This is a genomic window from Sphingomonas sp. LHG3406-1, assembly GCF_029637485.1.
Classification (GTDB): domain Bacteria; phylum Pseudomonadota; class Alphaproteobacteria; order Sphingomonadales; family Sphingomonadaceae; genus Sphingomicrobium.
Genome location: NZ_CP069128.1, coordinates 2,156,621 through 2,169,893, shown reverse-complemented (window position 1 = coordinate 2,169,893; position 13,273 = coordinate 2,156,621). Strand labels below are relative to the sequence as shown.

Here is a 13,273-nt window from a genome sequence, read left to right as displayed (position 1 = left end):
CGTGAGACGTGGACGAAGATAGATACACGCGCCTGCGCGCATGCTGGCGCATGCGGGCCAGTGCGACGCCCTGACTAAACGCACCTTTCCCCCTTACTCGGCGTTTGGAGTTAAGCCCGTCAGTTCGAAAATAGCAATCACTCCGGAACGTTGCCGCAGTAGATGTCGGACGCCACGCGTTCGAATCAGACTGCAACCACATTTCCTGCTGGCGCAGAAGGGGTGGAGCATCTGTTAAACGCAGATGCGAATTGGCCAGTTTTCGACCCCGACTGCAGACGTTCGGCTTTCAGATGGTGCTGGGCCGATCTGAAGCGACCGTCAAAGAACGACCGCTCCATTCTTCAGACCTACGTCAAATGAACCGAGATAGGGGTTCAGAAAAGTCACTGAGTTTGGCGCTGTCCTCGGATCGGGGGTGCGAGCCTCAATCGACGTCAAGTGAGCGAAGTGCCTCGGTCAGATCATAGTGGTCGTCGTGGTTATCGTCGTTCGCGACCTCGTTCACCGGCGAAAGGTGCAGCCTGGTCACGTGTTCGTAGAAGCAAACTGGGTAGAGCCTGCGGACATCGTAAATCCCATCCTCGAACGTGGAGCGGAATGGCTTGTGCACCGGCTTCCATTTGAACGGAGTTAGCCGTTCTTCCGCGGACATTGGCGCGGTGCGCTCGAAATCGAACCCGCTCCAATTGGTGTCAGGTTCCTGAGCCAGTCGATCTTCAAGCCCCGTTGGAACGCCGATTGCCCGCCTGGCGGGGCCAAGGCTGTTCGACACACTGATTCGACGGCTGACCGCGACCGGTCCAGGATCGCGATACGACTTCGCGATAATGTCACCCAAGCGCACATCGTGTCCGTCCGGGCTGTTGCGCCCTGAGCAGAGCACGGCAGTCCTATCGAAACCCTTCACCAGATAGCTGAAAACGATCCAGTGCCCGAGTTCAGAGGCCTCGCTTCCACCCCGAACCTTGATCGCCTTGGCGACGTGCGGCCCACGCCGGCCGGTATACCCCCTATTCCATTTGCGAAATTTCGTGCGCAATCGCCTGCCGGAGCACTCGCTGTCACCCGGGACATGGACCGCGACGTGTGCGTGATATTCGTAGGAAGCCGACATTTCGACGCTGTAGGTGTACGCACAGGGGATTCCTTGTTCCCGGCACCACTCTGCCAGGCACCGTAACCACCGGTTCAGGACTTGCTGAACCTCTGCAGGCTCGTGGGCGCCCATTCTCGCGAAATCGATCGTCACGTGTATGTCCTTCCAGAGCCCGTTCGCTGCCGCGAATTCAAATGCGGATATCGCGGAACCGACTTCTGGAATTCCCAGCTCGCGGGACGGTCGACCGCGTCGGGCAAGAACATGGTGGGACTGGTGCCGATCCCGCAGCTTGTTCACGAAGATATGGGGCCTCGCCTCCTGGGAGACGAAGTCTGCGACGTCCTTGAAGAGTGGTGTCTCGAAATCCCGTTCGTGAAAGGGGAAATTGTCGAAATCGAACACTGGTCACTCCCATGACTGTCGGCGGACGGCGGCGCCGTGCGGTACCCTTGTTACGATCACGCGGGTTGCCGCAGGCGCGCAGCGAGCTCGAGCAGACACTGGCCAATCGGCCGGATAGGGGCGAAGCGAGCGTCGCTGTCGTCGTTCTGGGCTTCGTAGAAGTCGATGAGGCGTTCGCCGATACTTTGCAGGGCGACAGCTTGACCCGCCGGACCAAACGCACTCCGCACCAAGAGCGCGTATGCCTGTTTCAGGGCATCCCGCAGGACGCGCCACGGATCGGAAGAGTGATCGACGACGAAAGGGAAGTTCATGCGGACCTCGCCTTTGTCGTTCACGAACCTCTTCACCGCATCACAGACCAATTCAGTCGCGCGTTCTCCGTCGACTTTTTCGATCTCTGCCCGCGTTTTCTCCCAGTCTCGAGCGGCACGCTCAAACTTCTTCGCCCAACGGCTTTCCGGCTCTGGCGGACTGATGATCAGCGGCGGGAGACCCATTGTGTGACGAAGGGAGGTCGCGTCCCAGCTGTCTTGTTTTGGCCCAGCTATCATGAAGTTCGGCCCAGTTTTTTTGGACTTGTCAGCCATAGAGGCTCCTTATTGTAACGCGGCTGGAGCAGCCTTGAGTGCAGCGAAACCGATCGGTGCCGCTTGAGGGGTTGCATCTAGTGTTCCCGAAACAGGCTGAAAAGGGGTCTGGCCTCAAAAAGTTTGGTTTCCTGTGATCCGACCCAATCGGTGATGTCAGTAACTTCTTGATTTATCAGATGAAAACGGTGCGTGACAATGCGCCTTCTGGACTCTGCTCAGCAGCACAGGTTTCCTGGCAACCAGCATGGACAGAAGCAGCCGGCCGATCTCCCGGCTGTGAGGCTGTCGAAGTCGAAGCTGACAACTTACCTACACTGCGCGAAGCGGCTCTGGCTGCAGGTGTACCGCCGAGATGTTGGCGTAATCGATCCTCGCACGCGCCAGGTGTTTGAGGCGGGACACCGGATTGGTGAGCTCGCGCGCCTGCAAGTCGCAAAGGGCGTGTTAATCGATCCCGATCCTCGGAACCTGGTGGCGGCCCTGGCCGAGACCCGCTCCGCCCTGTCTTTACGCCGGCCGCTCTTTGAGTCCGCCTTCCTGCACCAGGGAGTCGTGGTCAGGGTAGACATCCTACAGCCCGAGAAGAACGGCACATGGCGCTTAGTCGAAGTGAAGAACGCGTCAGCAGCGCGGCCTTACCACATCCATGATGTGGCAGCCCAAACGTGGGTCCTGACCGGCTGCGACGTGAATCTCTCGGGAGCTTCGATCCGACTACCGACGCAAGTCATGCGGCCAGGTGCTCGCGATTGGCGCCGGCGCACCTTTGTTGACATCGACGTGACCGATGAGGCCATCGGCCTTCACGCGAGTACCAAGTCGATCGCTACCGCGGCTCGGCACACGCTCGAGGGGTCGGAGCCACATCGGGAGACCGGGGCGCATTGCGATCGTCCATTCCGATGTGAATTCCTCGAGTACTGCTCGAAGCGCTGAGCGCCGAAAGGGGCGACCCCGTGAGGCCGCTCGCCTGATGCCCCGTTCGTCTGGCCCTTTGCCCTTGGCGCCGGGCGAGGCCTCAATCCAGGTCGGCGTAATTTTCGCAAGTTCGGCCTTCAATCCGGACGAACCTTCAGCCATGATCCGGCGATGGAACCTGCCAGAGCACCAACCGGAAACGTCGTTGCCCTGAAACGCGGCGGCGTAAGCGACGTAGCACCGTTGGTGATCCCCGAGCGAGCACTGAAGTACCCTGAATTACGGTACATGGGGTCGAAAAAGCGCCTCCTGTCTTGGATTCATCAGGTGCTCGCCACGCTCGATTTTGAAAGCGCCGCCGATCCGTTCTCGGGCACTGGAGCCGTGGCTTACCTAATGAAGGCCATGGGCCGCCGCGTGGTTGCGTCCGACTTCCTTAACTTCACGAGCATCATCAGCCGGGCTCTGGTCGAGAACAATCATGTAAGGCTGGGTGGCAAGGCCATTAAATCGTTGTTGGCACCAGAGAGCGGGTCTCACCGGTTCATCCAAGAGACGTTTGCGGGCGTTTTCTACACGCCCGAAGACCTGAAGTTCCTGGATGCGATCTCCGGCAACATTCGGCAACTAGATGACCCTTATGAGCAGGCGCTCGCATTCGCTGCCCTATTCAGATCCTGCCTCAAGCGGCAGCCGCGCGGCGTTTTCACAATTACCGGAGACCTGTCCCGCTACGATGATGGTCGTCGCGATCTTCGCCTAACTCTGGAAGAGCACTTCCTGGAGCAGGTTGAGGTCTTCAATGGCGCTGTCTTCGATAACGGACGTCGGAACCACGCGCTTCGTTCAGACGTGTTCCAGCTTCCGCAGAAATCAGTCGACCTGGTGTATCTTGACCCGCCGTACGTGCCGAGGGCCGACGATAACTGCTACATCAAACGCTACCATTTCCTAGAGGGCCTTTCCTGCTACTGGCAGGGACTAGAGATCGACGCTTCAACCAAGTCGAAGAAGATCGCAAAGCGGCACACGCCGTTCAGTTACCGCCGCAGTGCCGTCGAGGCATTCGACAGACTGTTTGCGCGCTTCTCACGCAGCACGATCGTGCTGTCGTATAGCTCAAACGGGTTTCCGGACTTGGAGCAGCTGGTTCAGCTAATGGGGCGACACAAGCGCAAGATTTCGGTGTTCGAGCAGCCCCATCGCTATCACTTCGGAACTCACGGCCGGGTCGAGCGCGCCAGCGTCACCGAGTACCTCATAGTCGGCCAATCATGAGGGTCATCGACCAGTCGCTCGACGACATCCTTGCAAATCTGAGTCCGCTCGACGTTGAGTGGATGGACGACGAAGCGTCTGCGGCCATCGCAAAGCTCGCCGACCTGCCACACAAAGTTCGTTACGACGCGGCTGACATCGCGCTTTTGTTCGACGGGCCATTCAACACCGCAATCCTTTGTGCTCGCCTGTTCCTCGCTAAGTCTAAGGACAAGATGGAGGAAGATCTCCGACGCGCGTTAGGGCCCGGTGGCTCCGGAGCTAGGCGTTATGCAGCTGACCCCGACGCCTACTACATCGCTTTGGATGCCATGGGCTTGCCGGTCGCGATGACCAAAGCGGTGAACTACCAGCCTGTTTGGAGTGACATCCTAGTTGAGCGCCTTCGTTCCGGCCGCGGCTCGGCGATCCAGGGGCAGAAGCGGGGCCGGGGCTTGGAGGACTTTGCCGAGGCGTTGGTCAAGGAGGTTTTCGGCGAAGGTGGATACCAAACACGTTGCACCTTCACAGGTGCAGCCGGGGAGTCCGCCAAGTGCGACATGGCCATTCCCGACAAGCTTCGGCCCCGCATTCTGATCGAGGTGAAAGGCTATGGTGCCACCGGTTCCAAGATGACCGATATCATCGGCGATCTCGATGCAATCATCGCGGCGAAACGTCACGACACTACGCTGCTCTTCGTGACAGACGGCACTACCTGGGAGCAGAGGACTTCTGACCTTCGAAAGATCGTCTCGCGCCAGAACGAGGGGAAGATTGCACGCATCTACACCACGAAGATGCGTGACGCCTTCGTGGACGACTTACGTACGCTAAAAGCCGAGGCGGATCTTTGATCTAACCTAAATGGTAGTCAGAGTGGCGAGGAGCCGCAGGCCCGCCAACGCCCGCCAAAGAATCAATATTTTTCGTAACTCGGATTGTACGTTTGGCTGGCGAACTCACCAAGAACAGACCGCGCCGTTCGCAAGGCACGCACCGCAGAGTGCGTCGCGACATCCTCTATCTTCGCATCGGCTCTTGAAAGGCTGAAAATAGACCGATAGAGAACCGCCATAGCGTCGCACACCAATTCAACAGAGGCCTGCTCGGCCCAGAAGTCGCCGAACTCACGCCTTCGCTGCTCTCCCTCCCACCGCGGATTACGCATGTATGCAAGCGTGTCACCGACCTTGATGGGAACGCCGTGCGCGATGTTATGGCGTATAGTGAAGCCGTAGGAAGCCGCTTCGCACCAGGCTGCAATAAACGTGCGATCATCCTCATCGACCAGCGTTTCGCCAAAACGCGATAACATTCCGATCAGATCGCTAATCACCTTGCCATCGGTATCGGGCTTAGTCCCGCGCGGATCGATGCCGTTCAACCTCCAAATCGCTCGTTCGACGAAATGTTCGATTGCGCCCGCGAAGCTAAGGATAGCCGCAATCTTCGTCGCAACAGAGGTGGTTAGTCCAAGGTGAGCTTGGAGGACCTCAGCGCGCCCGTATTCTTTCATAGCGAGCGTCATTCTTTGTCGGTCGAGCCGCCACCCAGGAGCTGCGCGATGCAGCCGCGAATTATCGCTCTTGCGAGCGCCTTGTCCGTATCATCATACTTCAACTGCCGAAGCGCGTAGCCATACGCGACCGCGAGAACCTCCTGTTGAGATGCGGCCGCGTCGACGGCCCACGCTCGGCAAGCTCTTACAAATGGCTCATAGATCGACCCTCCGCAAAATCCGTCCAAATCAGGCCAGTTCTCGGCTTGGTGGATCGTTGGCCAACCCGCTCGATCGGGTGCGTCCTTATGAAAGATGGTACTCAACTCAAGCGAAACGGGGTCAAGACACGCTGCGGTCCGGCCTGTGTCCGGGTAATCGATCACCATAGGGCGCCCGTTGGCATCGAAAAGAACGTTGCCGCAGTGTAGGTCACGATGTTGAACCGATCGCGCGACTTGAATCTCGACGAGCTCGACTGGAGCGATGTCGATACCGTCGAGCAAGGGTGCGACGAGCTCCAAGGCCACGTCGCCAATGAGATCTCGCCGCACGGTCGATACCCTGACCATTTCCGTTTGCCGCGCCCCGCGCCAAGACGCCTGGTCCGCACAAAGCCGATTCACAGCCTCGGCAGCGGTAGCCGGGTCAGCAGTCAATTCGTCGAAGAGTGACCGGACTTCGTTTCCGACCACTTGATAGAAGATTGCCGCGAACCCAGCCGCGCCCAGATCGAGATCTGCCGTGACCGGCGGAAACGCCCCATTAGCAAGCTTCACAATCTCGGTTCGATATTTGTCGCGCTCTGACGCGATTTCTCCGTGTGTCCCAATGCGAGCGACCGATGTGATCATGACGGCGCCCGCTGCATTCAGAACAGACACTCTCAGCACTCTAGCCCCAGATAGCCCCGCCTGCAGAATGCGTACCTCAACACGCGCCCCGCCGTGCGATCGACCGAACAATCTTAGAAGCCGCTCCTCCTCAGCACGCAAATTCGCCGGAGTTCCGACCTGCGCTAAGTGGATTGCCTCCGTGTGCTGGACGTCCGCTCGGAATGCCCGGACGGCAGCGACACAGTCGGTCATCCGGTCCTTCCAGAAAACTTGATAGATCGCATCTTCACGACCGCATGCATGGATGTCGCCGCGACGGCTGTGTGCGTTGAGGACCTCCGTTGGAAAGTCGGCGTCGACGGTCCCGGTAAGAAACCAAACAGAAGTCCCGGGTAGGCGCTCCACGATAAACTGAAACACGGCCCAGCCGTGGTCCTGGTGATCGTCGAGAATCCCGTCTTCCGTTGGTATGCGTCGATCGAGCAGGACCACGTCAAAGTGCTCTTCATCGAGTACCGCGAGAGCGCTGGCTTTGCTCCGCTTCCAAGCGAGCTCGCAGCCTGGAATTGCCCGAATGGCTTTTTCAATCACCTGCGCAAAGTCGACGTTATCCTCGACCAGCAAGACCCGCATTACGCGGTCGCCTTTGGCCAGCGCATCTCAAACCGAACTCCGATTTCGCCCGGTATAAGGCGGACGGTTCCGCCCAGCGATGTCATGGCCTGCTGAGCTGTCGCCAAGCCCATGCCAAGATGTCCCGCTTTGGTTGTCGAGCCTATTTCAAATGCGCGCGTAAGATTGCCGCGGAACCCAATTCCACTGTCGACGATGGCAACCCAAACGTCGACGTCGGTGACACCCCAATTGACGGTGATCTCGGGGTATTTCTTGTTCTCGACCGCGAGAGCGAGCGTTGCGTCCACGGCGTTACGAAGGCCATTGGCGAACGCCAAGCCTACCAAGCCTTTGTCACCCTCGACGACCGTCTGCTGCGGACCGGCCCGCAACACGCTCACCGGTTTCAACTCCGTTTCCTCAGCAATCCAAGCGTAAATGCATTGGTCTAAAGCGAATTCCTGGACTTTTGGCGCCCCTGCGGCCTGACGCAACCGAGCGAGCGCCGCGACCAGGGCTTCCATTCGTTCCAATCCGCGCTTTGTGTCTGACCCTTCGAAATCACCGATCTCTGTTTCGGCGGACAAACGGATGGCGCCGAGTATCGGCTCGATCTCGTGGATGATCTGCTTTGCTGTAGCTTCCAGGGCGTCAGAGTAGATTTGCGCGGTTTGATCTGGCGAAAGATCTATTCGTTCTTGCATTCGCAGCCCGTCACCATCGGGTCGGGCGCGCTGAAGTGCGCGCTTAAGGGCGCTGGACACCCATGCGACAGGTTCGACGGCAAGGGCCTTCTCGATAAGGACAATTTGTTTGTTGTCTGCGTGTTCGGCCAGGTATCGAGCCGCTTCGAGCCTGTCGCGCGGGTCGCGCGACTCTAACTTGCGGGCAATGTCAGAGCCCATCACCGCCACTCTCGGCATAAAACGCTGCGCGCCGCTGGAAGGCTTCTCGGCCACCTTCCATTATGTTCGTGATGGAATTTACAATCTCAGCGTCATCTAGGCTCCCGGCGACCTGGACGAAGCAGCGGTCACCATCCGACTCAAGGTGGCCGACCCAGTCGGCGCCTCCCAGAACTGGAATGTTGGGATTATGGGTCGCGATGATCGTTTGCGCTGAACCGCTGCGAGCGCGGATCGCTTTCACGAGCGTTCCGACGACGAAGGCGTTGTCCAAATGGTCTTCAGGCTGATCCAGCACGATGATTCGTTCTTCGTGCTGGAGGATTATTGGCAAGACGGCTGTGCAGCGCTGGCCCATCGACAGGAAGTCGGTGGTTTTGAAGCTGGTACCATCGAGAAGTTCGATAAGAACTTCGTCGCCTACTTCTGTTACCAAGAGATCGGCGCCCGCGTCTCCTCGTAAGCTTTCGGTCAGGCGCGCCGCCCGCTCATCGTTTATTTCCAAAGCCTTGCTGATGGCGGAAACGTCACCGCGCTCTGCAAGCACGGCTATTTCCTCAGGGCTAAACGTCTCGGCGATACGTTCGGCGAGCTCACGATATCGCAGTCCGCTCCCTCGGAGCGCCGCGTTCAGTACGCTTATGTACGCTCGATAGTCTGCAAGTGGCTTCACGGTAACACGGATCGCGGGCGCCAGAGCCGCGGTCAGATCACTCGCGACTTGCTGGCGAGCTGCAGTCAGCGCGGCACCTTGCGCATGCAACTCCTCCAGGGCGACCTGTCGCTCTGCCTGCAGGCGTTCGATCCGCTGTAATCTCTGTGCTCTCAGGTCCGACAAAGCGCCTAACCCGGCCATTTCCTGGCTGAGATCGGCGATCTGCCTATCGAGCACGCTTGCGCCCTTCTGATGTTCTTCGATCTTTTGCCGGACCTCACGACCTTGCCCCTCAAGGGTGGCCCTTTCCTCGGTCTCTCTCTGCTGGAGGGTTTGAAGGTCAGCAGCGATGCGCCTGTATTCTGCAATCGCATGGATGACGCGCTGGTGGTTGGTTTCTAATTCCGCTCTGTGGGGATGAAGTTGATCCCCTGCGACAGCTTGCGCTGGCCACGGTTCGATGGTTGGTCTCCGGCTCACCAACAGGTCGAGCTCGTCTGTCCATTCCACAAGCTTCTCAGCTGAGCGGCAGATCGATCCTGCTCGGACGGTGGCGGCGCTAAGAAGTGGCGTTAGTTGATCCAGCTGCTGTCGAAGGCCGTCTAGCTCTTTGCTGCCGGCACGTTGCGCGCCTTGATGTTGAAGCTCAGTTAGTCTGGACTGCAGCTTCGGCAAAGCCACGAGCTTTTCGCTGATGTCTGCAACCTCGGCCAAGAGACTGCGAATCTCCGTCGATGCTGACTTAATCCGCGCATCCAGAGGCGCGCGCTTTGCGACAGCTACAGTCCTTCCACTTATGAATCCATCGATTAAGCGCATTCGGGACTGGGAGCGGGCGCCAATCTGTTCGACTTCCTTTTGGGAGAAAACAAACGGCGGAAGAATTTCCAGGGGACAGCTGTCATCGTCATCGGTTGCGATTCTGGAAACTTCCACCCGATCGTGGCCGTTCGTCAGCGCTACAACAACCTTACCATCACCCAAAACGCCGAGGGCGTGCTCGAGAGCCTCTTTTGCAATCGCATCAGAAGAGGGCTGAGCGCCCAGGCAAAAGCGAATGAGCTCGATCACCGAGCTCTTGCCAGTGCCGCGACCGCCAATGAGTACGTTCAGTCCGCGACTTAGGGTTTGCCGGAAACCATCAAGCGAGCCGCCCTCGATCCTGATTGATTCGATCCACACCCCGTTTACCTTCGCCCTTCTACCGCATAGCTCTAACTCTCACTTAGCGTCGTAGTGAAGCTCTCGACAGTCGTTTATGATCCTGAGCAAACAAGTCAGGCGCTAGACAGGGGTCGAGGTTCAACTTGAACCTTCGCTACTGAAATTTAGCGGAAAGCACAGGTCCAGGTGCTATCCTGTGCCTCAACGAGAATGCCCCTTGCTCTCGTATGCGGCGAGGGGATACGCCTTCGGGAGGCAGGGGCCGGAGGTTCGAATCCTCTCTCCCCGACCACTTTTCAGCGTCGCTTCAGCGCCGCCAGCCGCTTCCGTAGCGCGCGGTCGAACTGCTTCAGGGTGAAGTTCTGCGGGTCGTCGTGCGCCTGCGGCAGGCCCTGGTCGATCGTCGCATGCTGCGCCGGGATCATCCACGTCCCCGCCCGAACGCTCGCCGCAATGTACAGGATGGCCAGCCGGTCATACTGGCGCGCGCTGAACCCCGGTCTTGGCGCGATCGCGTCGTTCCAGCCCTCGATCGCCGGATCCCGCCGCCGCGGCGCGACCGTCTCGATGTGGAGAAACAGCCCCTTCGCCGGAAGGCCGATCACTCGCGTCTCGAGCTTGGTCGCCCGCCACGGCCGCGACAAGGGCTGCCCGATCCTCACCACCCCCAGCCGGTTGAGGAAGACATGCGCGACCGGGAAGCGCTCCGGATCCGCGCCGACCGGAAAGTAAGGCGCGAAGTCGTTGACCCTCGCATCATTGTCCACATCCGCCGGAAAGGGCTGATCCTGGTAGTAAGGCGTGCTCGTGTCGTGGATGACGAAGTAGCGGGCGAGCGGGGCCGCGGAATCGCCGTCGCGCGCCCGCGACAGCGGCTCGTCGAGACCGCCGATGTCGATCCCTTCCGCCACGAGCAGCGCCGCCACCTTGTCCCTAGGCGGCAGCGGCTCGCCCCGCTCGAGCACCCTCGACAGGCCCGTCGGAAGCCGCTTGAGCGGTGGCCCGAGCTTCCCGCGCTTGCCGACCGGCTCCATCAGGCACCGCGCCTGATCGGCAGGGCTGCCGGCAAAGCTCAGCTGCTCGATGTCGAAGCGGCAGTGGCCGACGATCCCCGTCGCCGGAGCGGCCGGCTGGGCAAGCGCCTGCGCCACCGCCGCGAATAGCAACAATCCGGCCATCGATCGTCTCTCCCTCACCCGCCACATCGGACACCAGCCCCGCTGCGCCTGACGATGGCACGGCGCGGCGTCCCAACGGTTGTTAGCCCGACCTCACCGGGAGAAGAAGATGGACCGCATTGCCCCCGCCGACCTCAGCCGCGAGCTTCGCGAGGGGCAGTCGGCCGACCTCACCCGCCGCCGCTGGACCATCGGCCTCAGTCTCGTTGGTGCCGCCATCGGCGGGGTGGTGACGCTCTACCAGACCGGCATCGTCAAGCGCTTGCCCGACATCCTTCCCGGCAAGCTGTTCGACGCCGAAAAGGTCGACGCTTCCGATTATGCCTATCGGCGGATGCAGATGCCGGACGCGACCCTGATGGTGCTGACCTATGGCGCGACCGCCGCCCTCGCTGCCGCCGGCGGCGCCGAGCGGGCGACCCGGCAACCCCTCCTGCCCGTCGCCCTCGCAGCCAAGGCCTGGTACGACCTCGCGACCTGCCTCAAGCTCGCCCGGGAGGAATGGGCCGAGAACAAGGCGCTGTGCAGCTGGTGCCAGGTCGCGACGCTGGTCAGCGCGGCGACGGCGGCATTGAGCCTGCCGGAAGCGACACGGGCGGCGAAGGCGCTCGCGACCTAGCGCCCGCGAATGAAGGCCCTCACGTCGCGGCTGAGCTTCACACGGTCCTCGTCGCGGACATACATCATGTGCCCGGCGTCAGGTGAAGCGGACGCGGTCCTGCGGAATGCCGGTTCGGGTCAGCGCATATTCGGCGGCGAAGAAGGGCGTCGCGAAGTCGTACCACCCCTGCGCGACCAGCACGCGCAGGCCGCTGTTCTCGCGCATGGCCTTGCCGATCCACGGCGTGACGTTGAGATAGGCGTTGGCGTCGCGCCCGCCGATCCGCCAGTCCCAGTCCCGCCCGACGCTGCCGATCGACTGATATTCCCGGTCGGTGCGGAAGCCGAGGGCGCCGCGCTGCCAGCTGTTCACCGCCGCCGTATAGCCGGCGTCGATGCCATAGAAGCTCGGATCATTGTCCGGCGCCTCGCCGGCATTGTCATAGTCCCGCCCGGTGTAGCGGCTGTTGAGCCGGCCGACGGTCAGGCCCCGGTCGCGCAGCAGCTCCTTGTAGAAGCGGTCCGGCGTGACGCGCAGGTCGGCGCGCTCGAGATAGGCTTCGGACAGGCCCGTCAGCTGCGCCAGCCGCGCCCGGACAGCCGACCGCTCCTCCGCGCCCGCCCTCTGCCCCTTGAGCAGAAAGGCGGCATAGGGACCGATGGCGAACTGGCGCGCGGTCTCGGCGATGGCCCCGGCGTTCTCGCCATTGACCTTGCCATGGTAGAGGGCGGTCACCGCCATCGACGGAAGGTTGGTGATGAATCCGAGCTCGTTGCCGGGCGCATCCGATCCCGCGCCGAAGTCGAGCACGGTCGAGATCAGGATCAGCCCGTTCAGCCCGACATCGTTGAAGGTCGCGCCTTCCAGCTGGTTGACCACTGCGGCGGTCCGCGTGGTGCCGTAGCTTTCGCCGCCGAGATATTTGGGGCTGTTCCACCGGCCATTGTCGCCCAGCCATCGGCGGATCACCTCGGCGACCGCGCGCGCATCCTGCTGCACGCCGTAAAAATTCTTCGCCTCGGCTCCCGGCAGCAGGACGGAAAAGGCCGTCCCCGGTGGGTCGATGAAGACCAGGTCGGTGACGTCCAGCAGGCTGTCGGGATTGTCGAGCAGGGGATAGGGCGGCGCCCCGTCGTCGCGCGCGTCCGAGGGAATGGCGACCCGCTTGGGCCCAAACGCGCCCATCTGCAGCCAGACCGATCCCGACCCCGGCCCGCCGTTGAACAGGAAGGTCACCGGCCGACCGGGATCGCGCGGCTCCTTGATGTAGGCGGTGGTGACGATCGCCGCTTCCGGCACCCCGTCCTTGTTCTTGAGGATGGTCTCGCCGATCGTCGCCGAATAGCTGATCCGCTGCCCGCCGAAGGTGCCGCTGTGCCGCGTCGTCACCACCTGCGGCTGGTAGGCCCGTGCTTCCGCTTCAGCCTTCTCCTTGTCCTGCGCGAGCGCGGGCGGACTTGAAGACAGTCCCAGCAGAAGGGCGGCAAGCAGGTGCCGGTGCGCGATCATCTTCCGTCCCCCGGAGTTCGACATGGCAGGAGATTGC

Annotated in this window: 11 protein-coding genes and 1 pseudogene; 4 read left to right on the top strand and 8 right to left on the bottom strand. The window is 60.9% G+C overall.

The features are described 5' to 3' along the window. Positions 1-427: 427 nt before the first annotated feature. Positions 428-1,504, bottom strand: a complete 1,077-nt coding sequence (locus JOY29_RS10615; RefSeq protein WP_300973502.1) for a hypothetical protein — start codon at positions 1,502-1,504, stop codon at positions 428-430. 56 nt (positions 1,505-1,560) lie between these two features. Next, positions 1,561-2,094: a hypothetical protein gene (locus JOY29_RS10610; RefSeq protein WP_300973501.1), complete on the bottom strand. Its 534-nt coding sequence runs from the start codon at positions 2,092-2,094 to the stop codon at positions 1,561-1,563. Between the two features lie 198 nt (positions 2,095-2,292). On the opposite strand from JOY29_RS10610, the gene JOY29_RS10605 reads away from it, so the two are divergent. From JOY29_RS10605 to JOY29_RS10595, 3 genes are all read left to right on the top strand, one after another. Then, entirely contained in the window at positions 2,293-3,033 is a 741-nt protein-coding gene (locus JOY29_RS10605) for a hypothetical protein (RefSeq protein WP_300973500.1), read from the top strand. Positions 3,034-3,261: 228 nt separating this feature from the next. Next, positions 3,262-4,293 (top strand): DNA adenine methylase, encoded by a 1,032-nt coding sequence (locus tag JOY29_RS10600; protein ID WP_300975527.1) that lies wholly within the window; start codon positions 3,262-3,264, stop codon positions 4,291-4,293. Continuing rightward, entirely contained in the window at positions 4,290-5,129 is an 840-nt protein-coding gene (locus tag JOY29_RS10595; RefSeq protein WP_300973499.1) for a DpnII family type II restriction endonuclease, read from the top strand. Before JOY29_RS10600 ends, JOY29_RS10595 begins: the two co-directional genes overlap by 4 nt. Positions 5,130-5,191: 62 nt before the next feature. Here the strand turns inward: JOY29_RS10595 and JOY29_RS10590 are convergent, their stop codons facing one another. From JOY29_RS10590 to JOY29_RS10570, 5 genes are all read right to left on the bottom strand, one after another. Further along, complete coding sequence (locus JOY29_RS10590) at positions 5,192-5,803, bottom strand: hypothetical protein (protein WP_300973498.1); 612 nt, start codon at positions 5,801-5,803, stop codon at positions 5,192-5,194. Continuing rightward, positions 5,800-7,242 (bottom strand): response regulator, encoded by a 1,443-nt coding sequence (locus tag JOY29_RS10585; RefSeq protein ID WP_300973497.1) that lies wholly within the window; start codon positions 7,240-7,242, stop codon positions 5,800-5,802. Before JOY29_RS10585 ends, JOY29_RS10590 begins: the two co-directional genes overlap by 4 nt. Further along, the gene (locus tag JOY29_RS10580) at positions 7,242-8,183 is read right to left on the bottom strand and encodes an ATP-binding protein (protein WP_300973496.1); all 942 of its coding nucleotides are present in this window, start codon (positions 8,181-8,183) and stop codon (positions 7,242-7,244) included. Before JOY29_RS10580 ends, JOY29_RS10585 begins: the two co-directional genes overlap by 1 nt. Continuing rightward, entirely contained in the window at positions 8,119-9,966 is a 1,848-nt protein-coding gene (locus tag JOY29_RS10575) for an AAA family ATPase (protein WP_300973495.1), read from the bottom strand. The genes JOY29_RS10580 and JOY29_RS10575 overlap by 65 nt, the downstream gene beginning before the upstream one ends. Positions 9,967-10,244: 278 nt before the next feature. Continuing rightward, positions 10,245-11,126: a hypothetical protein gene (locus JOY29_RS10570; protein WP_300973494.1), complete on the bottom strand. Its 882-nt coding sequence runs from the start codon at positions 11,124-11,126 to the stop codon at positions 10,245-10,247. Positions 11,127-11,235: 109 nt separating this feature from the next. On the opposite strand from JOY29_RS10570, the gene JOY29_RS10565 reads away from it, so the two are divergent. Further along, positions 11,236-11,745 carry a vitamin K epoxide reductase family protein gene (locus tag JOY29_RS10565; RefSeq protein ID WP_300973493.1) on the top strand — a complete coding sequence of 170 codons (510 nt, stop codon included), beginning with the start codon at positions 11,236-11,238 and terminating at the stop codon, positions 11,743-11,745. Here the strand turns inward: JOY29_RS10565 and JOY29_RS10560 are convergent. After that, positions 11,742-13,236, bottom strand: a pseudogene (locus JOY29_RS10560) (S10 family peptidase). The gene JOY29_RS10565 and the pseudogene JOY29_RS10560 sit on opposite strands and share 4 nt — an antisense overlap. Positions 13,237-13,273: the final 37 nt, after the last annotated feature.

Coding starts and splice junctions, on each gene's coding strand:
- JOY29_RS10595 (WP_300973499.1), top strand. CDS start 4,290: ATGAGGGTCATCGACCAGTCGCTCGACGACATCCTTGCAAATCTGAGT.
- JOY29_RS10585 (WP_300973497.1), bottom strand. CDS start 7,242: ATGCGGGTCTTGCTGGTCGAGGATAACGTCGACTTTGCGCAGGTGATT.
- JOY29_RS10570 (WP_300973494.1), bottom strand. CDS start 11,126: ATGGCCGGATTGTTGCTATTCGCGGCGGTGGCGCAGGCGCTTGCCCAG.
- JOY29_RS10590 (WP_300973498.1), bottom strand. CDS start 5,803: ATGACGCTCGCTATGAAAGAATACGGGCGCGCTGAGGTCCTCCAAGCT.
- JOY29_RS10565 (WP_300973493.1), top strand. CDS start 11,236: ATGGACCGCATTGCCCCCGCCGACCTCAGCCGCGAGCTTCGCGAGGGG.
- JOY29_RS10610 (WP_300973501.1), bottom strand. CDS start 2,094: ATGGCTGACAAGTCCAAAAAAACTGGGCCGAACTTCATGATAGCTGGG.
- JOY29_RS10605 (WP_300973500.1), top strand. CDS start 2,293: ATGCGCCTTCTGGACTCTGCTCAGCAGCACAGGTTTCCTGGCAACCAG.